The sequence below is a fragment of the Oceanobacillus kimchii X50 genome (assembly GCF_000340475.1).
In the GTDB taxonomy this organism is placed as follows: domain Bacteria; phylum Bacillota; class Bacilli; order Bacillales; family Amphibacillaceae; genus Oceanobacillus; species Oceanobacillus kimchii.
Map to the genome: position 1 here is coordinate 631699 of NZ_CM001792.1, position 20982 is coordinate 652680.

Here is a 20982-nt window from a genome sequence, read left to right on the forward strand (position 1 = left end):
AGAATGAATGATGTCACGTTACTCTTATTAGTTTTCAGGGTACAATCCTAAAAAAGTGTTGCATTTTGTCTAAGATATGCATATAATATAACCTGTCCTTATTTTTTGGACTACATATTGCACGAAAGTCTGGTAGCGATAGCGAAGAGGCCACACCTGTTCCCATGCCGAACACAGAAGTTAAGCTCTTCAGCGCCGATGGTAGTTGGGGCTTTGCCCCTGCAAGAGTAGGACGCCGCCAGGCAACGAACGAAAAGACGGATTAGATTTAAGTATCTAATCCGTCTTTTTTGTTAGGATTGAAAATAAGGCTCTAAAATAATTGTTGGTTGTTGGGGTAAGGGAAAAATTTAATCAATAAAAAACACGCAATCTCCTATTTTTGTTATCATTGTTTAAGCCACTAAACAAACCAAAACCCTTTGAAATTTCTTCTAGCATTCGTTGAAATTTGGTCTTGTACCTAAAACAGAGCCATACAGGATAATATGTTTTATGTACATGGTTCTAAAGTCGAGTTCTGTCTTTTGACCACCAGCAAAATCAGATGTACAAAACTTCCCGCCTTTTTTCAATACTTAAAGGGAAGTGAAGAACAATACATCGCCCACTACATCTAAAATAGAATCAATAGAACCAACATTGACTTCCATTATTTACTCAGTAAGATGATCTGATTTATAAAACAGTACATGGTTTACTCAGAAGAAGTAAAAGGAAATGTATTTATATTGAAGTTATTAAGGGAATATATACAAATCAACAAATGATGGAAAACAATTTAAACTAGAAAAGACATCTGAAACAGAAGGGAGAAAAATCGTTTGAATAAACATATTGTATTTTTCGATGCTGAATGCCCTTTATGTAGGACAGTGAAGGCAGTACTGAAAAGTCTGGACTGGAATAACACCATTTTCTGGTACCCTGTTCAGGAATTAAGTGATTCAATAAAAGAGAGAGCCAATAACTATAAAAATATGTATGACGAAATCTATATGTATACCAAAGATAAACGAATTCTGACAGGATTTAATACCGTCCGCAAGATTCTTTCTTTACTACCAGCCACTATCCCTTTAGCTTTATTGCTTTATTTACCGTTCGCACAAAAAATTGGTGATCCTGCATACCGTTTTATTTCAACTCGCCGTTATAAATGGTTTGGAAGAGTGCCTTATAATAAGCTGTGACTGGCAAAAAAGAAAGGTAGTGACAGAACATGTAAAAAAAGATCCTGGTTATTTTATATATCTTTCTCGCTTCCACAGCCTTCTCTTTATCATCCGCTCTACAAGTTTCTTCACCTATTTTTTTCGGTCTGAAAAACGTGCTTTATGAAGCATACGGCATGGGCTCTTTGTTAGTCAACTAAACTGGCTCTAAAATAATTGTTGGGGTAAGGGGAAAATGTAATCAATAAAAAACAAGCTACCTCCTTATTGCTTTATTTACATCACTAAATAAAGCAATAAGAGGATGCATTTAGATCATAAACGTAAGATACCAGCCTTCCAATGAATTGTTTGTCTGGTAACTTACATTTTACACGAAGCTGTTATGGGTTGATTATATTAACCACAAGTTATAAGTAGTTCACTTATTATTAAAAATCCTCTATTTAAAAGGATGCTAGATTTGTTGCTTTTTTCGAAAGCCATGTTTCAAACGTATAGGACATTTCCCAGAATGCAAGCTCATATTCTTTCGCGATAATAAATTGTGTTTTGATTTTTTCCTTCTCTGTTTCTCCTGCTTGTTCAGCTAATGTATCGAGCAGGTCAATCATTTCCTGTGTGGATTCCTGGAACCAATCACTCCCATAGGTGTTCAACCAGTTTTGATAAATTTTCTCTTTTGGTTTCGCATCCCTGTAGGTCAAACCAATATCCGCATATAACCAGTAGCATGGCAGCATTGCGGCTACAATTTGAGCTAAACTTCCGGACAACGACGCACGGTACAAATGTGATGTATACGCGTAGGCAGTTGGTGCTGGTTTAAAATTCTCGATTTCCGCATCTGTAATCTGTAAAATTTCTGCATGCTCCTTATGCACCGTTAACTCTGCTTCAGCTGTCTTCTTTGCTTTTTCAGCCAGTTTAGCAGCAACATGAAAGTCATCTGAATGGGCAGCCGCAAAAGCATGCACCTTGCCGTAATGCTTCAAATAATAGATATCCTGCAGAATATAATTTTTGAATGTTTCTAGTGGCAAATCACCACTTACAATACCCTGTACAAATGGATGATTTAAACTTAACTCCCAACTCTCTTTCGTTGCCTCTCGCAATGACTCTGAAAAACGCATAGAGAATCCTCCTTAATTTTTGTTTAATAGCCTACTTCTACAACAGCATTAACAATATACATTAAATCGTTTTTATCCTGCTGATCTTCCAGAAAAATCCCACTAGTTGTTGCCATGCCTCCAGGCAAGACCTCAACAGTGACTGTGCCATAAGGAATTAATTGTTTTATTCTGTAGTGATCCAATTTTTCCTGATCCAATGGGATGCCCAGTTTTACATGTACCTTCATCTTATCTAAATCACCATCTGGTAGAATTTTCTTCATTCCTGGCATAGAATTGGTATGGATTGCATGCATTACTGCTCGTTCTGATGCAATATTCACATCTTGTCCATGTACATCTACTCCTGTCCCTGTCTCGATAAATAGAAGATTTTCCATTTGCTTTCCCTCTTTCCATAATGAAATATATCCTTATAGTTCTTGAACTTGTTTGTATTTTTCTACTTTTTCATCCGATAGAAAATACAACTCGTCGAGTAAGGCTGGAATAAATGTTCCAGGCCCCGCTGCTTTTGCCATTGCTAATTCAGCTGCAATGCCATAACTTGTTACAGCATATATACCTGCTTTATAAAAATCATCAACTACGCTCACAAAAGGTCCAACAAAAGATGAAAGTAAACATCCACTAGCCGTAATGTTTTGTAGCATTGCATGCCCGTTTTTACATAACGCAGTTCGCTCACCATCGGTCACAACGTCAACTTTTCCAGTTGAAATGACAACCGTATCATATTTTTTAGCGACTGTTTTTGCTATTTCTGGATCGTTTTCTTGAATAATGGAATCTGGCCCTTTTGCTTTTTCTAGCTTACTAGCCAACACAGCTATTTCCCCTGCATTAGCACGTATTACGGCTAGCTTTACCGTTGTAAGTATGTCATCAATGATTTCCGTCCGAAAATCTGTGCCTCCAACTGCAATGGGATCAAGAATAACTGGAACCCCATTTTCGTTTGCTGCTATTCCAGCCTTTAACATTGCTTCTCCACGTTCTTCCGTTAATGTCCCAAGATTCAGCACTACTGCGTCGGCAATTTCTCCATAGTTTTTTGCCTCTCTTGGAGTATGGGACATCGCAGGTGACGCTCCGATTGCGATTAAACCATTAGCAGCAAAATTAATCGCAACTTCATTGGTAATATTAAAAATAAACGGCTTATCTTCTTTAATTTTTGTAATAGTATCCATCAAAAAATCTCCTCTCTAAAAATTAGAATGAAGAACAAAAAAACCACCCCGAAAATGGAGTGGTTGTGTATACAGCTAAAGAATAGGTATAACTTGCCAACTCCACTTTCCTACGCTGGTATTAACCAGTTCAGGTTCAAAGGGATTAAGAAATGAATCTTATCTCAGCCAAATGGCACCCCTAGTGGATTTTTATTTATTCTACCTATATCTTATTTCATTTTTTCTTAAAAGTAAAATTATTCATATGAGTCAATTTCCGTAATTACTAAGTTTAATACAACGAATATTTTAGTGACAGTTTTATAGCAATGACTTGGCTTTGGAAGTAGTCGACTATTATAATTAAAAGTAATCTAGAAGAAGTAATTTGTTTTGCGATACTAGAGCTTCACTTCAACGTTTACAAGCTGTTTTTTCATAAAAACAAACGATGAAATAAAAAAATATAAAAAAATTATAAAAAGGTATTGCTTTTTTATAGTTATATGGATATAATATTACTTGTCCTTGTTTTTAAGGATTGTCTGGTAGCGATAGCGAGAAGGTCACACCTGTTCCCATGCCGAACACAGAAGTTAAGCTTTTCAGCGCCAATGGTAGTTGGGGTTTTACCCCTGCAAGAGTAGGACGCCGCCAGGCAAGGATAATTTATCCTTAGATTGGATATAATATGTGAGTATAACACATAGAAGTGTATGACCATATTTTCCATATCATAAGTCATATCGCGGGGTGGAGCAGTCTGGTAGCTCGTTGGGCTCATAACCCAAAGGTCGCAGGTTCAAATCCTGCCCCCGCAACCAAATTATTTAATATTACTATAGTAAGATCCAGATTCACTGAAATACTGGATGCCATACATAAGTAAAAAGTTGGTCCGGTAGTTCAGTTGGTTAGAATGCCTGCCTGTCACGCAGGAGGTCGCGGGTTCGAGTCCCGTCCGGACCGCCATGAAAATTATATTAGAAGTTGTAGAACACATGGTTTTAATTGAAACCTGTGTTTTTTTAGTTTGTAGACATAATTTAGTCGTCCAATTTTTTTCTTTTTTCTTTTGTTTTTGCTATGATAGTTGGTAGTGAATACAAAGAATGGTGATTTTAAATGGATGAGTTTTCTTTTATAAATTCGATTAAGCCGAAGTTTTATCAACAGTCTTCTCTGTTAAAAGGAATTGGAGATGACGCCGCGGTTTTTCGAAGTTCGATGGATATTGTTACTGCAGTAGATACCTTTGTAGAGGATGTACATTTTTCTCGTTCTACAATGGAACCATATCATATAGGTTATCGTGCATTAGGAGCCAATATAAGTGACTTAGCAGCAATGGGAGCTTCACCTAGTTTCTATTTAGTTTCTATCGTTATACCAAAGAATTGGATTCAAGAGGAACTGTCCCAGATATATTTAGGTATGGATGATTTAGCGTCGAAATATCATATGGATATTATTGGTGGAGACACCGTTTCAGGTAAACAATTAACAATCTCTATTACAGTAATTGGATATACCAACACAAATAAAGCTCGATGTCGTCAGCATGCTAAAGAAGGAGACATTGTTTTTGTTACGGGCACGTTAGGGGACTCTCAGGCAGGGTTTCATATCCTGACCAATGAAAACAACAGATATATTGATCAAGATTTTTATATAGGTCGACATCGAAAACCAGAACCGAGAGTGGCTTTTGCGCAAGCTCTAGAAAGTCTGGAAAGAGTATCTTTAAATGATGTTAGTGATGGGATTGCTAATGAGGCAAGTGAAATTGCAGAAGCCTCTAATGTGTCTATAGTTCTAAGTGAAAATGACATACCAGTTTCACGTTCTTTTAATCAATTTACGTATGAGCAACAGTATCAGTGGAAATTATCTGGTGGCGAAGATTTTGAACTTCTCGGCACAGTCGCTAAGTACGATTGGGATGTAGTAAAAAAAGCTGCTGAGCAGACAAACACCCAATTAACGATAATTGGTAATGTTATAGAAGAAAACAAGCATCCTGTTTATATAGAAGATAATGATGTGCGTAAAGTGCTTAAAAAAAGCGGATATACGCATTTGAAGTAGGTGAATTAAATGAAAATACAGCTTCGTTCTCCCGAAGAGACTAAAACTCTCGGCCAGAGAATAGCAAAGTTGTTGCATCCTGGTGATGTTATTACGTTAGAAGGTCAGCTAGGTGCTGGTAAAACAACGTTTACGAAAGGAATTGCTTCTGGACTAGAAGTGAAGCGTCATATTACGAGTCCTACGTTTACAATCGTGAAAGAATATCGTGGGAAAATGCCTTTATATCATATGGATGTCTATCGTTTGGAGGATTCACTTGAAGATATTGGCTTTGATGAATATTTTCATGGGAATGGAGTCTCTGTAGTTGAGTGGGCAGGGTTTATTGAGCCATTCTTACCCGAGAATCGTTTAGATATATCTATTCAGTACACGGATAATGAAGATATTCGTGAAATTGATTTGTATCCTCGAGGATCTCATTTTGAACAAGTAGTAAGCGAATTACACGGTTAGGAGTTTATGTATGAATATACTTGCAATCGATACTTCCAATCAAGTATTAGGTGTGGCATTATTAAAGAATGGAGAGATAATCGCAGAACTTACAACTAATCTCACGAAGAATCATTCCGTTCGTTTAATGCCTGCTGTTGAAAGTCTTATGCATCAAGTATCTATACAACCAGAAGATCTTGATCGAATTATAGTAGCAAAAGGTCCCGGGTCATACACTGGAGTAAGAATAGGCCTATCTACTGCAAAGACGATGGCTTGGGCATTACAAATACCAGTAGTAGGTGTCTCCAGTTTAGAGGTACTCGCATATCAAGGAAAGTTCTTTAACGGAATTATATGTCCTTTCTTTGATGCGAGAAGAGGATTAGTGTTTACTGGTGGATATCAATTTAATGATAATAAAATTGAAAAAGTAATCGAAGAAGAAAATTTACTTATGACTTCCATGCTTGATAAATTAAAAAAGCAGGGCGAAAAGGTAGTATTCTTGAGTCCAGATATTCATGAATTTAAAGAATTAATTAAAGAGGAATTAGGGGAATTAGCAATTATCCCTGAATCTGTCTATCATCTTCCAAAAGCTTCGCATTTAGGTCTTGCAGGGATGAATATAGAATCGGAATCCATTCATGAGCTCGTCCCTAATTATTTACGTTTAGCGGAAGCAGAAGCAAATTGGCAAAAAAGTCAGAAGGAACATCAAGCGAATGAATAATATTACGATACGTCCAATGGAACTTACTGATATTCCTGAAGTTTTACATGTAGAAAATGCATGTTTTCAAACACCTTGGACAACGGATATTTTTTATCAAGAATTAATAGAAAATGCTCATGCGTATTATTATGTCGTTGAAATAGAGCATACAATAGTTGGTTATATTGGTTCGTGGATTGTTTTAGATGATGCGCAAATAACAAATTTTGCTATTTTACCAAGTTATCGTAGAAATAAACTAGGTGAAAAGTTATTTCGTTATGTGATGCAGCTTGCCATATCAAAAGGAGTAGAACGTCTTTCACTAGAAGTGCGTGCATCAAACATAGCAGCACAGTCCTTATATAGAAAATTTGGTTTAGTTCCTGGTGGTATTCGTAAAAGGTATTACACGGATAATCATGAGGATGCCATAGTGATGTGGGTGAATGTAAAATGAAAAAAGATACAATTATATTAGGTATAGAGACAAGTTGTGATGAGACTGCAGCCTCTGTAGTAAAAAATGGTAGAGAGATTATGTCCAATGTAGTTGCATCTCAAATCGAAAGCCATAAACGCTTCGGGGGAGTTGTGCCTGAAATTGCATCTAGACATCACGTTGAACAAATTACAATTGTGCTTGAAAAGGCAATTACTGAAGCTGGTGTTACTTGGAAAGATATAGATGCCATTGCAGTTACAGAGGGGCCTGGATTAGTGGGAGCTTTATTAGTAGGTGTGAATGCAGCGAAAGCATTAGCGTTTGCTAAAAAGAAACCATTAGTTGGGGTGCATCATATTGCTGGTCATATCTATGCAAATCGTTTAGCGCATGAATTTGAGTTTCCAATGTTAGCCCTTATTGTTTCTGGGGGACATACAGAATTAGTTCTAATGAAGGAACATGGTGATTATGAATTAATAGGGGAAACAAGAGACGATGCCGCAGGAGAAGCGTATGATAAGGTAGCTCGTATGTTGAAATTACCGTATCCCGGTGGTCCGCAAATTGATCGCTTAGCTGCTGAAGGTGAAGAGTCGATTAATTTTCCGCGTGCTTGGCTAGAAGCAGATAGTTATGATTTTAGTTTTAGTGGATTGAAGTCTGCCGTAATAAATAAAATTCATAATGCTAAGCAACGTGAGTTGACGTTGAATGCAGAAGATATTGCTGCAAGTTTTCAAGCTAGTGTTGTGGAAGTACTGACAGAAAAAACATATCGTGCAGCGAAAGAATATAACGTAAATCAAGTTATTGTAGCAGGTGGAGTAGCTGCTAATACAGGGTTAAGAAAAAGTCTAGAGAAACGTTTTTCAGACGAGGATTTTCCATTATATATTCCACCAATTCAACTATGTACAGACAATGCAGCAATGATTGCTGCTGCAGGCACCATATTGTTTGAAAAGGGTCATCGTTCCACACTCGATTTAAATGCAAATCCTTCACTTTTGCTTGATTAATCACAGGTTATTCACAAGGGTGTGGATATATTATGTAGATAAGCTACGTAATCATCTTTTGAATGTGGATGAAAAAAGTGGATAACTGTTCATTTAGTTGTGGATTATGTGTATAAATTTTATTAGTTCGAGTTTTTTAGACATTTTCCGGGCTTTTTATTGTGGATAAGTGTTGTATTAAATAAGGATATTAACAGGAAGAAATTTGGTGGAAATCCGATGAATAAAAAACAAAATTATTATTTTCAAACTGATTTAATCCTACTCTTTTTAGGATTTGTAATCATTAGTTTATTGGCTATTTATAATGCGCAGCAAATTGATCAAACTAATACAAATTTTGTCATAAGACAAATTGCTTTTTTTGGTATTGGTGTTTGTTTTGTGGCAGCAATACAATTTATCGACCTCGAACAGTTATATAGAGGTAGTATATATATCTATTTAGGTGGAGTTTTCTTATTGGGACTCTTGCTTATTAGTCCTGATGCAATTGCAAGGGAAATTAATGGAGCAAATAGTTGGTTCACCTTACCTGGGTTGTCCATTCAACCTGCCGAATTTGCGAAAATGTCGACGATTTTATTTCTAGCAGCAACGATAACTGGCCATAAAGAAAAGACAGAAGTTCAAACTATGAAAACGGATATTATGTTACTACTTAAACTGATTGTTTATACATTGATACCAGTTGGGTTAATTATGCTACAGCCTGATTTTGGTACGTCGATGGTGTATTTGTTTATTGCAGGAATGATGACTATTTTATCAGGTATTAATTGGAAGATTATTGTTTCATTAATTGTCGGTTTGATATCTATAGCAGCAGCTGCTATTCTAGCAATTATTCGATTTCCGCAATTTGCCATTGATGTTCTTGGAGTTGCACCATATCAAGTTGATCGAATTATGACTTGGTTTGATCCATCACAACAATCAGCAGATGCGACATTCCAGTTCGAACGCTCACATATGTCATTAGGTTCTGGGCAATTGTTTGGTAAAGGAATGAGTGGTTTAGAAGTACAATATCCAGAAGCGCATACAGACTTTATCTTTTCTGTAATTGGTGAAAGCTTTGGATTTATTGGAAGCGCAATTGTAATTTTTCTTTACTTTATGCTTTTATACCGTTTAGTAACTTTAGGTTTAAGCATTTATAAACATTCACCATTTGGCACATATTTCTGCTTTGGATTTTTAAGTTTGATGCTTATCCATGTGTTTCAAAATATCGGGATGACAATTGGGATCATGCCTATTACAGGAATTCCGTTACTACTTATAAGCTATGGAGGTAGTTCTGTCATGTCCACTATGTTAGGATTGGCAATAGTTTACCGAGTAGCGGTGGAACATACGATACAAAATGACTATCTATTTAAATAAAAGCTATAAAAAAACTCTCTGAGTCCATCATTGTGGATAAAGAGAGTTTTTTATCTTATTAACTAGGTTGCTTATGAAACTGATCGATAAATGTTACTCCTTCTTCATAAATGGTTGCTATAACAGAATGTATTTGTTGTGAAGATATTTCAGTTACTTCGAATTGTACATTTTTATAGAGAAGGTTCGGCTTCTCATGATTGGCAGGGATATAGCCTAATTGATCGATTAAGAAATCACTTAAAGTATTAAAATTCTCTTCAGGAAAAGTGATGCCCAGTATACCTTCTAATTCGTACAATGGTGAATGAGCATGAATTCGGTATCTATTTCCAGCCAGTTGTTGGATAAAAGATGGTTTATTCAATACATAACTATCATCTTCTTGAAGGACATCAGTAACCATTTCTTTAACCATATCTTCAGTTGTAATGAGACCTTCTGTGCCACCATATTCATCTAAAACAATCGCAAGTGCAATCTGTTCTTTTTGCATATCCTTAAATGCAAGGTCTACACGTTGTGATTCTAAGATAAAGAAGGGATTATGCATGATATTTCGAAGTTGAAACTTGGTGGTATCATTATGTTTATGTAAGTAAGAAAGTACGTCTTTTACGTGAATAATTCCTACTATTTGGTCGATATCTTCTTCGAATACAGGATATCTGTTATATGGATTATTTATAATAACATCCATTACTTCCTCATAGGGTGTATCAACTTCAAGCACACACATATCTAAACGATGAACAACGATATCCGAAATATGTTTATCATTAAATTCATAGATGTTTGTTTCAGGTTCAGGTGATGCGTGCTCTTTTGTTTTTTTAAGCGCACTTGTATTGATTACCAGCAGCCCCTTTTTCCAAGTCATAAAACATGCTATGCCTACAATTAGACTAAGTAAACCTATCAGCGCTATCGTCAAAAGCTAACAACCTCCATGGTTTTTTATTAAATTTTTATCCGGAAATATGCCATCACTTAGACAGTCCGCATATATAAAAAAACAGGCAAGTTTAAACTTACCTGTTGATAATTATAAACGAAAATAAATATTTTTTCAATTATCTAACTCTTCCAAACTTGTCCATTGCTCTAATAAGTCATCAAGTTTTTGTTTGGACGTGTTTGTTTCTTCTGTTAGCTCTAATGCTTTTTCGTGATCTTCATACACTTCTGGTAACGTCATTTGTTCTTCTAAATGTGCAATATGCTCTTCTGTGGATTCAATTTGTTTTTCAAGTTCAGCAATCTGTCTTTTTCGCTTTCTTTCTTCACTTTGTTTCTGTTTTTCTTCTTTAAAGTTTCTTTTTTTATCAGAAACAGTTACTGATTGAACAGCGTTTTCCATCTGAAGACGAGCAAGTTCTGCTTCTTCTGCTTTTTTCTCTAAATAATAATCATAGTCACCAAGATACATTTTAATTCCTTGTGGACTCATTTCAGCTACTTGGTCTGCGATTCGATTAATAAAATAACGATCATGCGAAACAAATATAATCGTGCCAGGAAAATCAGCTAATGCACCTTCTAACACTTCTTTACTATCAATGTCTAAGTGGTTCGTTGGTTCATCTAGAATAAGCAAATTTGCTTTTTGCATTTTTAATTTAGATAATGCTAAACGTGATTTTTCTCCACCACTTAATGCAGATACTGGCTTTAACACGTCATCGCCAGAGAATAAGAAATTACCTAGAATCGTACGAATATCTTTTTCGTTCACTAGAGGATACTCATCCCACAATTCTTGAAGCACAGTTTTATTCGAGTGAAGTTCGGTTTGTTCCTGATCATAGTAGCCAACTTGTACATTCGTCCCTAATTGAATATCTCCTTCGAAAGGAAACTCTTTTTCCACAATAGTCTTTAATAACGTTGTTTTTCCAATTCCATTCGGGCCAACTAATGCGATACGGTCTCCGCGATTTGCATGGAGATGAACATGGCGAAATGTAGGGTCTTGTTGTTCTTCATATCGAAAACCCAAATCAGAGATTTTCAACACATCATTTCCACTACGACGATTAATCTGAAATGACATCGAAGCGGATGATTCATCCCCCATTGGACGATCCATTCTTTCCATTTTTTCTAATTGCTTTCGTCTACTTTGTGCTCGTTTTGTCGTGGAAGCACGAACGATATTTTTTTGAATAAATTCTTCCATTCGTTTAATATCCGTTTGTTGTTTTTCATATTCTTTCATTTCTTGTTCGAAATTGAGTGCTTTTTGTTCTAAGTATTTACTGTAGGTACCGTGATATTTTTTAGAATGATGTCTAGAAATTTCATAAACTATAGAAACCGTTCTATCAAGAAAATAACGGTCGTGGGAAACAATCACAATAGCACCAGGGTAATTAACGAGATAACCTTCTAACCATGTAAGTGTATCAATGTCCAGATGGTTTGTAGGCTCATCGAGGATGAGTAATTGAGGTTTTTGTAGCAATAATTTACCGAGAGCAAGTCTTGTTTTTTGCCCACCACTTAATTCGTTAATCGGTGCTCGATAATCGTAATCTCCAAATGAGAGTCCAGTAAGTACCGATTTTATATCCGATTCATACGTATAACCACCATCTGATTGATAGCGAACTTGTAAGTCATCATATTCCTTTAAAATTAGTTGGTAACTAGCATCATCCACTGCAGTAGGATCTGCCATTTTTGTTTCTAATTCACGTAACTTTTTCTCCATTTGTTTTAAATGGGAAAACACATCTTCCATTTCATTCCAAATGGTTTTTCCTGATTCCAATTTCATATGTTGCGACAGGTAACCATAGGTAAGGTCTTTCGGTTTGAAAAACTCTCCTTCATCATAAGGGATTTCATTTGCCATTATTTTTAGCAATGTCGATTTTCCTGCACCATTTCTCCCGACGATGGCAATTCGATCTTGGTCTTTTATTTCTACTTTTATATTAGACAAAATCTCTTCTGTGCCAAAAGATTTTGATATTCCGTTTAATTGCATCAGTATCATTTTATTGTCACCTCATATTACTAGTTTAGCTTATCGCCATAGAAGGGACAATATTATTGTGAAAAATGTCACGACTTCTAAGGATAAATCTGTTAAAATAAATATAGTATGATAATTATTCTAAGCATTGAAAAGAGGAAGGTCGTATGGAACAAAACAAGATTCCGCAAGCAACTGCAAAACGCTTGCCATTATATTATCGTTTCATTAACAACTTAAATCAACAAGGAAAAAAGCGTGTATCATCAAAAGAATTAAGTGAAGCGGTTAAAGTAGATTCCGCAACCATTCGCAGAGATTTCTCTTACTTCGGTGCACTAGGTAAAAAAGGATACGGATACAATGTCGAATATTTATTAGGATTTTTTAAACGTACGTTAGATCAACATGAAATAACAGAAGTAGCATTAATAGGTGTTGGAAATTTAGGTACAGCTTTCTTACATTATAATTTTATGAAAAATAATAATATCCGTATTACCATTGCATTTGATGCTGATGAGAATAAGGTAGGCACCGATATCGGAGGAGTTCCAGTCTATCATATTGACGAACTAGGGGAAAGATTAAAGGACACAGAGGTTGCGATTTTAACGATACCTGCAGATGAAGCAGATGCGATTGCCAATCAACTGGTCGATCATGGTGTTAATGGTATATTAAACTTTACCCCAGCAAGAATTACAGTACCAAGTCATATTCGTGTGCATCATATTGATTTAGCGATTGAACTTCAATCACTTGTGTATTTTCTTAAACATTATTCATTACAGTAATTATTTCATTATTTTAAATCGATTATTATGTAAGCGTTTGTTGAAATTTGCTTAAAGAAAAAGTAGACTGCATCTCAGTCTACTTTTTCTTTTTTATTTTATTGTGATAACCAAACATCTTAAAAGAACAAAAGAAGCATAAAGCAGAGACTGCTGAAAAAATCAATGTAACGGAATTCCAAACGGTGCTCTCCTTACTTTGAACCCCAAAGTATATAAAAGCTATTCCAACCAGAAAGTATAGAATTGCTCTTATTAAATAAGGATGTTTCATGGATTAACCTCCAAAGAATATCATTTGCATCTCATCTAACATTCGCTGCAGTTCCTCAGGATCAATATTATATTGCATTAACACAACAAAGGAGTTCATTGCTGCGTGAACGATGATAGGCACAATGATACGTTTTGTTTTTACATAAAGGAAAGCAAAAACAAATCCCATGGATGCATAAATAAGAATATGCGTAGGGTCTAAGTGAATAAAGCCAAATATGACTGCTGATAGTAACCCTGCGAAAAAGAAATTCATCCGTTTATATAGCTCTCCAAAGATAATTTTTCGGAATATGATTTCTTCCAAAATCGGAGCTAAAATAGCCGGGACGATCATAAATATCGGTGCTGCTCGAGTAATATCCATAATTTGTTGTGTGTTCTCTGAACCAGGATCAATCCCTAAAGCTATTTCGATTTGGGCAGCAATACCTTGCGCGAATAAAGCCATAAAGAAACCAGCGATGGACCAAAGTATTATGCTTTCAATGCCTGCTGCATTATCATTTCGCATTTGCATATCTGGTTTTAGAAGATATAGCGTAATGAGTACCGCTAATCCAAAGGAAAATATTGACCAATAAATCGTTGCATCCATTAAAGATAAGTCTAAAACGACCGCTAAAATTGGGGCGAAGAGAGCCCCTGAAAGCTGCATAATAATATATGTAAGAATGACATACCAATATCTGCGACTCAAATAAAACGCTCCTTTATCATGTACTGTATTAATTACTATAGTTTAACATATGCATATATAGTTATTATAATCAGAACACGCTATTAAATGAAAAGAAAATGAAGTATTATTTTTCTATAACTGAGTACTACATATGTTGAATAAAAAATATAATTTCTTCACTCTTTTTTGCTTGCATTTTTTTATAGAATTAATTATTATAATAATTGTGATTAGCACTCAACTGTGAAGAGTGCTAATAAAATAAAATGATATCGAATTAAGGAGGCATTTCTACATGATTAAACCATTAGGAGATCGTGTTGTTATCGAACTTGTTGAACAAGAAGAAACAACTGCAAGCGGAATCGTACTTCCAGACTCTGCAAAGGAAAAACCGCAGGAAGGGAAAGTAGTAGCAGTTGGTTCTGGACGTGTAGAAAATGGAGAAAAGATCGCTCTTGAAGTTTCAGAAGGAGATCGTATCATTTTTTCTAAATTTGCTGGTACAGAAGTGAAATATGAAGGTACAGAATACTTAATTCTTCGTGAAAATGATATTTTAGCTATTATAGGCTAAACTCTTATGAGAAATTTAGACTGAATAATAAAATACGTAACTACATTCAAGGAGGAATAAAGAATGGCTAAAGACTTAAAATTTAGTGAAGACGCTCGTCGCGCAATGCTACGTGGTGTAGATACATTGGCAGATGCAGTAAAAGTTACGCTTGGACCAAAAGGACGTAATGTTGTATTAGATAAAAAATTTGGCTCACCTCTAATTACTAATGATGGTGTTACAATTGCAAAAGAAATTGAATTAGAAGATGCATTTGAAAATATGGGTGCACAATTAGTATCTGAAGTTGCATCAAAAACAAATGATGTTGCTGGTGATGGTACTACAACTGCAACTGTACTTGCTCAAGCAATGATTCGTGAAGGATTGAAAAACGTAACCTCTGGTGCGAACCCAGTGGGAATCCGTCGCGGTATTGAAAAAGCTGTGGCAGAAGCAGTAACTGAATTAAAATCTATCTCAAAACCAGTTGAATCTAAAGAATCCATTGCGCAAGTAGCTGCTATCTCTGCTGCTGATGATGAAGTAGGTCAATTGATCGCTGAAGCAATGGAACGCGTAGGTAACGATGGTGTTATTACAATTGAAGAATCTAAAGGATTCAACACAGAACTTGAAGTAGTAGAAGGTATGCAATTTGATCGTGGATATGCTTCTCCATACATGGTTACTGACCAAGATAAAATGGAAGCAGTTCTAGAAGATCCATATATCTTAATTACAGATAAGAAAATTGCAAATATCCAAGAAGTGCTACCAGTATTAGAACAAGTAGTTCAACAAGGTAAACCGCTTCTAATGATCGCTGAAGATGTAGAAGGCGAAGCACTTGCTACATTAGTAGTGAACAAACTTCGCGGTACATTTAACGCAGTAGCTGTAAAAGCTCCTGGATTTGGTGACCGTCGTAAAGCAATGCTAGAAGATATCGCAGTACTAACTGGTGCAGAAGTAATCACTGAAGATCTTGGATTAGATCTTAAATCTGCTGGTATCGAACAATTAGGTCGCGCTTCTAAAGTTGTTGTAACAAAAGAAAACACAACAGTAGTAGAAGGTTCTGGTGACCCAGAAGCAATTTCTAGCCGTGTAGCACAAATCCGTGCACAAGCAGAAGAATCTACTTCTGATTTCGATAAAGAAAAATTACAAGAACGCCTAGCGAAATTAGCTGGTGGTGTAGCAGTAATCAAAGTTGGTGCAGCTACTGAAACAGAATTGAAAGAACGTAAGCTTCGTATTGAAGATGCACTTAACTCTACTCGTGCAGCAGTAGAAGAAGGTATCGTAGCTGGTGGTGGTACAGCATTACTTAACGTATACAGTAAAATCGCTGAATTATCATTAGTAGGTGACGAAGCAACTGGTGCAAGCATTGTACTACGTGCAATCGAAGAGCCAGTACGTCAAATCGTACACAATGCTGGACTAGAAGGTTCTATCATTGTAGAACGTCTAAAAGGCGAAAAAGTTGGTATTGGTTACAATGCAGCAACTGACGAGTGGGTAAACATGGTAGACGCTGGTATCGTTGACCCTACTAAAGTTACTCGTTCTGCATTACAAAACGCAGCATCTGTAGCAGCAATGTTCCTAACTACTGAAGCAGTAGTCGCTGACAAGCCTGAAGAAGACGGCGGTGCAGCAGGCGGCGGAATGCCTGACATGGGCGGCATGGGTGGAATGGGCGGCATGATGTAAGAGATTTTTTACACGCCTTTCCTAGTTTTTGTGAAGCTGTTTAATGTATAAATAGTTAGTTAGAAGAAGCCTACTTCCCGAGTAGAAGGAAGTAGGCTTTTTTGTGTTTTAAAATTTGTTTATCAGGATTTTATGTAGGACTGTAAATTTATAAATGCTATTAAGATTTATATGCAGTATTACTAAGTGATTTTATATTGTAATGAGAATGAAATTTAACAAGTGTGAGTTTCTTAAAACTTACATAAGACTGAAGGATTGACTTGCGATAATAGTAAATCTAAATGAAATAAAAGATTAGTGCGGGTGAGTTTCAGATAACATCTACTTCTCATACAAATGATAACTTTGAATGGGATTTTTAAAAGGATTTATTTACTTGATGGAAAAATTTAGGTATAATGATACAGGCAATTATATCTACATTATATGCAAAAGGGAGAGTAATTACATGGTAGGTTTTTTAGGCTTTATCGCACTAGTCTTATTAATTATGGGGATTGTACAATTTTTTAAAAAGGAAAAACGTAAGAAGGGTATAATCAAGTTGGGGATTGGATTTGCACTATTCACCGTAGCAGGAATCATTTCCACGCCAGTTGAAGAAGAGAAAGCTGCAGCAACAGAAGAAGTAACTGAGGATGAAAATAAGGCCTCTGAGGAAGAGAAAGCCGAAAAAGAAGTTGAAGCACAGAAGGAAGTTGAGGAAGAAAAAGCGAAGGAAGAAGCCGAAAAAGAAGCTGAAGCACAGAAGAAAGCTGAAGAGGAAAAAGCGAGAGAAGAAGCCGAAAAAGAAGCTGAAAAAGAGCCAGAAATGTCGGTTTCTCAAGAAAACGCAATTCGTCAGGCTGATAGTTATTTAGATTTTAGTGCATTCTCGGAGTCTGGTTTGATTGACCAATTAGAGTATGAAGGATTCTCTACAGAAGATGCAACATTTGCTATTGAAAATATTGAAGTTGATTGGAGAGAGCAAGCAGTATTACATGCAGAAAGTTATCTTGACTTCTCAGCCTTTTCAAGAAGCGGATTGATTGAACAATTATTATATGAAGGTCACAGTGAAGCAGACGCGAATTATGCAGCAGATCAAGTAGGACTATAGTATCGAGAAAGAGAAGAGGAAAAATTCCTTCTCTTTTTTTGCATTCAAGGATAACTGGGTAAGTAAGAATATAAATGATTCTTATTCGCACAGTTTTATTTATATGGATTACCTTCCTCTTTATCTTACAAGAGGACCATCATATTAAATAATAAGTACTACATCTTGACAAATACTCACACGAAATGTATTATTTAACGCTGTAGTTTAATTTAAAATATTAATTTAATCTCACATACAACTGACTAAATAGGAAAAATTAAAGTCAGTGATGATTATGTGAGTTTTTTTGTGTTGATTGAAAGGAGCAGATTTTGAAGAATATAAAGAAACAAAATCAAACTATAGATAAACCAGTACTTTTTCTAAGTGGAGGGGCATTACTTGCCTTTGTGATCTTAGCATTGATAAATAAGAACATGGTTACTGATGCGGTTAATACAATGTTTAATTGGTCGGTAACTTACTTTGGTTCCATCTATCAAGTTCTAATGGTTGGAACCTTATTTATTGCATTAATACTTGGGTATTCCAAGTTTGGTAAGATCCGTTTAGGGAAATTAGAAAAACCAGAGATTGGAACCTTTAAATGGATCTCCATTATTATGTGTACGTTACTCGCAGCTGGTGGTGTTTTCTGGGCAGCAGCTGAGCCATTAAGTCACTTTTTAACTGTACCTCCTCATTTTTCAGGGATTGAGGCAGGAACACCTGAAGCAATAGTACCAGCACTTGCAACTAGTTTTGTCGATTGGGGCTTTGTTTCCTGGGCCATCTTAGGAACATTAGGTACGATTGTATTGATGTATTCCCATTATCATCGAAATGCACCATTAAAACCAAGGTCATTACTTTACCCGATATTTGGGGATAAAATTATGGAAAAAAGTGCATTAGGAACGTTTGTTGATGCCTTTTCGATTGTATCTGTGGCAGCAGGAACAATTGGTCCGATTGGTTTTCTCGGTTTACAGGCTGGGTATGGATTAAATGCATTGTTTGGTTTACCAAATAATTTACTCATGCAGTGTCTTATTGTTGCAGTAATTGTTATTGCAGCTGGGATTTCTGCCGCAACAGGTATTCATAAAGGAATACAAATTTTAAGTAGTTATAATATTATTCTTGCTGTTGGATTAATGATCGGTGTCCTTATTTTAGGACCAGCATTATTTATATTCGATTCGTATGTGCAATCATTTGGATTGTATGTACAAGACTTTTTAACGTTGAACACTTTCCGAAGTGATGGTGCTTGGCTTGGATTATGGACGATTTTTTTCTTTGCTTGGTTTATCGGTTATGGCCCAATGATGGCTATGTTTGTTAGTCGTATATCGCGTGGCCGTACGATTCGTGAATTAGTAACTGCTGTTGTAGTCATTGCACCTGTTGTTACAACATTTTGGTTTACGGTTGTTGGGGGAACAGGAATCTTTTCGGAAATGAATAATCCTGGTTCTGTCTCTGATGCTTTAAATAGTGCTGGACCTCCAGCAGCTATGATTGCAATTGCAGAGCAGCTGCCATTCGGTACAATTTTTGGTTTCTTATTCCTACTAGCAACTATTATATTTGTACTAACAACAACTGATTCCATGTCATTAACTATTTCGATGGCGATTACTGGTCACGGAGATCCGGCTAAGTATTTACGTGTGATTTGGGCGATTCTTATGGGACTTGTAGCAACAGTATTAATTACTATAGGTGAGGATAGTGTCGGATCTCTGCAATCATTCATTGTAGTTACGGCTGTTCCGGTTTCCTTACTCATGTTAACCACATTTTGGACAGCACCACGTGTAAGCCGTGAACTAGCTAAAGAACAAAAAATTGATGAAAAACAACCTGACAGAAAGTAATACAAAGGGGCTGACGTTTAAGTCAGCTCCTTTTTTATTTGTAAAAAAGTCTACAGTCGTATAAAGAATTGATCGAATGTAAAAAAATAAGATGTCAAACTTTTCCTCTGCCTATACAGGTAATATTATTTTAACAATATATGAATGGCGGGAAAAATCCAACCATTCATAATGCTTATCAAACTGAATAATAGTCTTCTTTCACAAATAAGCTTAAAAAATTTCAATATTTCATTGATTGGAAAAATACATTCAATTATACTTTAACCATAATGAGGTCGAGTAAGTATAGGAAACTAAAGATATAAGGGGAGTAAAGATGAAAAAGTATATGATTGCTAATATTCCGGGAGATGGAATTGGAAAAGAAGTCGTACCTGCAGCAACAAAAGTTTTAGAAGCTATATCCGATATCCATGGAGGAATAAGGTTTGATTTCAATGAATTTCCTTGGAGCTGTGAATATTATATGGAACACGGTAAAATGATGCCAGAGGATGGATTGGAGATATTAAAGAACTATCATGCCATCTTTTTAGGAGCAGTTGGTAATATCCAACTTGTGCCAGATCATATTTCGCTATGGGGTCTTCTAATTAAATTTCGCAGAGAATTCGAACAAGTTATTAACTATAGACCAGCAAAAGTTCTTCCTGGAGTGAAATCAAAAATAGTTAATCCAAAAGACTTTGATCTTATTGTGGTTCGAGAAAATAGCGAAGGGGAGTACAGTGAAGTTGGTGGCAGAATCTTTCGAGGAGAAGATGAAATTGCCATTCAAAATAGCATCTTTTCAAGAAGAGGAACCGAACGAGTTATGCGTTTTGCTTTTGAATTGGCTGATAAACGTAAAAAACATGTAACTAGTGCAACGAAATCCAATGGTATTTTTCATTCTATGCCATTTTGGGACGAAGTGTTCAAAGATGTTTCAAGAGATTATTCAGGAATTGAAACAGATTCTCAGCATATTGACGCCTTAGCAGCTTTCTTTGTAACGAATCCGGAGAGATTTGATGTTATTGTAGCTAGTAATTTATTCGGCGATGTATTAAGTGATTTGGGTGCGGCCATAATGGGAAGCGTGGGAGTTGCACCAGCAGCAAATATTAATGTTAACGGAGAGTATCCTTCAATGTTTGAACCAGTTCATGGTTCAGCACCTGATATTATTGGGAAAAATATCGCGAATCCAATTGGACAAATTTGGACTGCTAAATTAATGTTAGATCATTTTGGGGAAGAGGAATTAGGAAGTTTGTTACTAGATGTAATTGAAAAGACAACAAATAAAGGAATATTAACACCGGACATAGGTGGAAAACATACAACTTCAGAGGTAACTGAAGAGATTATTCAAGGATTAAAAGTGCGTTCCTAATCGAATTATCGTTTGTATAGATA

20 protein-coding genes, 2 tRNA genes, 2 rRNA genes and 1 riboswitch are annotated in these 20982 nt (G+C 35.9%); of the genes, 17 read left to right on the forward strand and 7 right to left on the reverse strand.

The window, feature by feature from the left end:
• Window positions 1-128: 128 nt before the first annotated feature.
• Window positions 129-244: ribosomal RNA gene (gene rrf / locus C794_RS03540) — 5S ribosomal RNA — on the forward strand.
• A gap of 580 nt (window positions 245-824) precedes the next feature.
• The gene (locus tag C794_RS03545) at window positions 825-1193 is read left to right on the forward strand and encodes a thiol-disulfide oxidoreductase DCC family protein (RefSeq protein ID WP_017795758.1); all 369 of its coding nucleotides are present in this window, start codon (window positions 825-827) and stop codon (window positions 1191-1193) included.
• 428 nt (window positions 1194-1621) lie between these two features.
• Here the strand turns inward: C794_RS03545 and tenA are convergent, their stop codons facing one another.
• Genes tenA through thiM form a run of 3 tightly spaced genes read right to left on the reverse strand, consistent with a single transcriptional unit; the run spans window position 1622 to window position 3507 of the window.
• Window positions 1622-2311, reverse strand: a complete 690-nt coding sequence (tenA, locus tag C794_RS03550; RefSeq protein ID WP_017795759.1) for a thiaminase II — start codon at window positions 2309-2311, stop codon at window positions 1622-1624.
• Between the two features lie 23 nt (window positions 2312-2334).
• Entirely contained in the window at window positions 2335-2694 is a 360-nt protein-coding gene (locus C794_RS03555) for a Lin0512 family protein (protein WP_017795760.1), read from the reverse strand.
• A gap of 33 nt (window positions 2695-2727) precedes the next feature.
• A complete protein-coding gene (thiM, locus tag C794_RS03560) occupies window positions 2728-3507 on the reverse strand; it encodes a hydroxyethylthiazole kinase (RefSeq protein WP_017795761.1) in 780 nt (259 codons plus the stop codon).
• 90 nt (window positions 3508-3597) lie between these two features.
• A riboswitch (TPP riboswitch) is annotated at window positions 3598-3700 on the reverse strand.
• Between the two features lie 333 nt (window positions 3701-4033).
• Here thiM and rrf (C794_RS03565) point away from each other — a divergent pair.
• From rrf (C794_RS03565) to C794_RS03605, 9 genes are all read left to right on the forward strand, one after another.
• A 5S ribosomal RNA gene (gene rrf / locus C794_RS03565) occupies window positions 4034-4149 on the forward strand.
• Between the two features lie 87 nt (window positions 4150-4236).
• Window positions 4237-4313 (forward strand) — tRNA-Met (locus tag C794_RS03570).
• Between the two features lie 71 nt (window positions 4314-4384).
• Window positions 4385-4461: transfer RNA gene (locus C794_RS03575), tRNA-Asp, on the forward strand.
• 153 nt (window positions 4462-4614) lie between these two features.
• Window positions 4615-5577, forward strand: a complete 963-nt coding sequence (gene thiL / locus C794_RS03580) for a thiamine-phosphate kinase (RefSeq protein ID WP_017795762.1) — start codon at window positions 4615-4617, stop codon at window positions 5575-5577.
• Between the two features lie 9 nt (window positions 5578-5586).
• The gene (tsaE, locus tag C794_RS03585; protein WP_017795763.1) at window positions 5587-6036 is read left to right on the forward strand and encodes a tRNA (adenosine(37)-N6)-threonylcarbamoyltransferase complex ATPase subunit type 1 TsaE; all 450 of its coding nucleotides are present in this window, start codon (window positions 5587-5589) and stop codon (window positions 6034-6036) included.
• Window positions 6037-6046: 10 nt separating this feature from the next.
• A complete protein-coding gene (gene tsaB, locus C794_RS03590) occupies window positions 6047-6754 on the forward strand; it encodes a tRNA (adenosine(37)-N6)-threonylcarbamoyltransferase complex dimerization subunit type 1 TsaB (RefSeq protein ID WP_017795764.1) in 708 nt (235 codons plus the stop codon).
• Entirely contained in the window at window positions 6747-7196 is a 450-nt protein-coding gene (gene rimI, locus C794_RS03595; RefSeq protein ID WP_017795765.1) for a ribosomal protein S18-alanine N-acetyltransferase, read from the forward strand. Before tsaB ends, rimI begins: the two co-directional genes overlap by 8 nt.
• Window positions 7193-8203, forward strand: a complete 1011-nt coding sequence (gene tsaD, locus C794_RS03600) for a tRNA (adenosine(37)-N6)-threonylcarbamoyltransferase complex transferase subunit TsaD (protein WP_017795766.1) — start codon at window positions 7193-7195, stop codon at window positions 8201-8203. The genes rimI and tsaD overlap by 4 nt, the downstream gene beginning before the upstream one ends.
• Before the next feature lie 219 nt (window positions 8204-8422).
• Window positions 8423-9592 carry an FtsW/RodA/SpoVE family cell cycle protein gene (locus tag C794_RS03605; RefSeq protein ID WP_017795767.1) on the forward strand — a complete coding sequence of 390 codons (1170 nt, stop codon included), beginning with the start codon at window positions 8423-8425 and terminating at the stop codon, window positions 9590-9592.
• A 58-nt stretch (window positions 9593-9650) separates the two neighbouring features.
• Here C794_RS03605 and C794_RS03610 read toward each other — a convergent pair whose 3' ends face one another.
• Both C794_RS03610 and C794_RS03615 read right to left on the reverse strand, forming a co-directional pair.
• Window positions 9651-10526 carry a transporter associated domain-containing protein gene (locus tag C794_RS03610; RefSeq protein WP_017795768.1) on the reverse strand — a complete coding sequence of 292 codons (876 nt, stop codon included), beginning with the start codon at window positions 10524-10526 and terminating at the stop codon, window positions 9651-9653.
• 135 nt (window positions 10527-10661) lie between these two features.
• Window positions 10662-12593, reverse strand: a complete 1932-nt coding sequence (locus tag C794_RS03615) for an ABC-F family ATP-binding cassette domain-containing protein (RefSeq protein WP_017795769.1) — start codon at window positions 12591-12593, stop codon at window positions 10662-10664.
• A 146-nt stretch (window positions 12594-12739) separates the two neighbouring features.
• Between C794_RS03615 and C794_RS03620 the strand changes: the two genes are divergently transcribed.
• A complete protein-coding gene (locus C794_RS03620; RefSeq protein ID WP_017795770.1) occupies window positions 12740-13369 on the forward strand; it encodes a redox-sensing transcriptional repressor Rex in 630 nt (209 codons plus the stop codon).
• A 79-nt stretch (window positions 13370-13448) separates the two neighbouring features.
• On the opposite strand, the gene C794_RS21150 is transcribed toward C794_RS03620, so the two are convergent.
• On the reverse strand, window positions 13449-13643 hold the full coding sequence (locus C794_RS21150) for a YdiK family protein (RefSeq protein ID WP_017795771.1): 195 nt from the start codon (window positions 13641-13643) through the stop codon (window positions 13449-13451).
• A gap of 3 nt (window positions 13644-13646) precedes the next feature.
• Window positions 13647-14345, reverse strand: a complete 699-nt coding sequence (locus C794_RS03630; RefSeq protein WP_017795772.1) for a CPBP family intramembrane glutamic endopeptidase — start codon at window positions 14343-14345, stop codon at window positions 13647-13649.
• 277 nt (window positions 14346-14622) lie between these two features.
• On the opposite strand from C794_RS03630, the gene groES reads away from it, so the two are divergent.
• The 5 genes from groES to C794_RS03655 all read left to right on the forward strand — a co-directional run bounded on the left by groES (window position 14623) and on the right by C794_RS03655 (window position 20959).
• Window positions 14623-14904 carry a co-chaperone GroES gene (groES, locus tag C794_RS03635; RefSeq protein ID WP_011065061.1) on the forward strand — a complete coding sequence of 94 codons (282 nt, stop codon included), beginning with the start codon at window positions 14623-14625 and terminating at the stop codon, window positions 14902-14904.
• A gap of 63 nt (window positions 14905-14967) precedes the next feature.
• A complete protein-coding gene (gene groL / locus C794_RS03640) occupies window positions 14968-16608 on the forward strand; it encodes a chaperonin GroEL (protein WP_017795773.1) in 1641 nt (546 codons plus the stop codon).
• Window positions 16609-17059: 451 nt separating this feature from the next.
• The gene (locus C794_RS03645) at window positions 17060-17713 is read left to right on the forward strand and encodes an Ltp family lipoprotein (protein ID WP_017795774.1); all 654 of its coding nucleotides are present in this window, start codon (window positions 17060-17062) and stop codon (window positions 17711-17713) included.
• Between the two features lie 314 nt (window positions 17714-18027).
• Entirely contained in the window at window positions 18028-19578 is a 1551-nt protein-coding gene (locus tag C794_RS03650) for a BCCT family transporter (protein ID WP_017795775.1), read from the forward strand.
• 319 nt (window positions 19579-19897) lie between these two features.
• The gene (locus tag C794_RS03655) at window positions 19898-20959 is read left to right on the forward strand and encodes a tartrate dehydrogenase (protein ID WP_017795776.1); all 1062 of its coding nucleotides are present in this window, start codon (window positions 19898-19900) and stop codon (window positions 20957-20959) included.
• Window positions 20960-20982 lie beyond the last annotated feature (23 nt).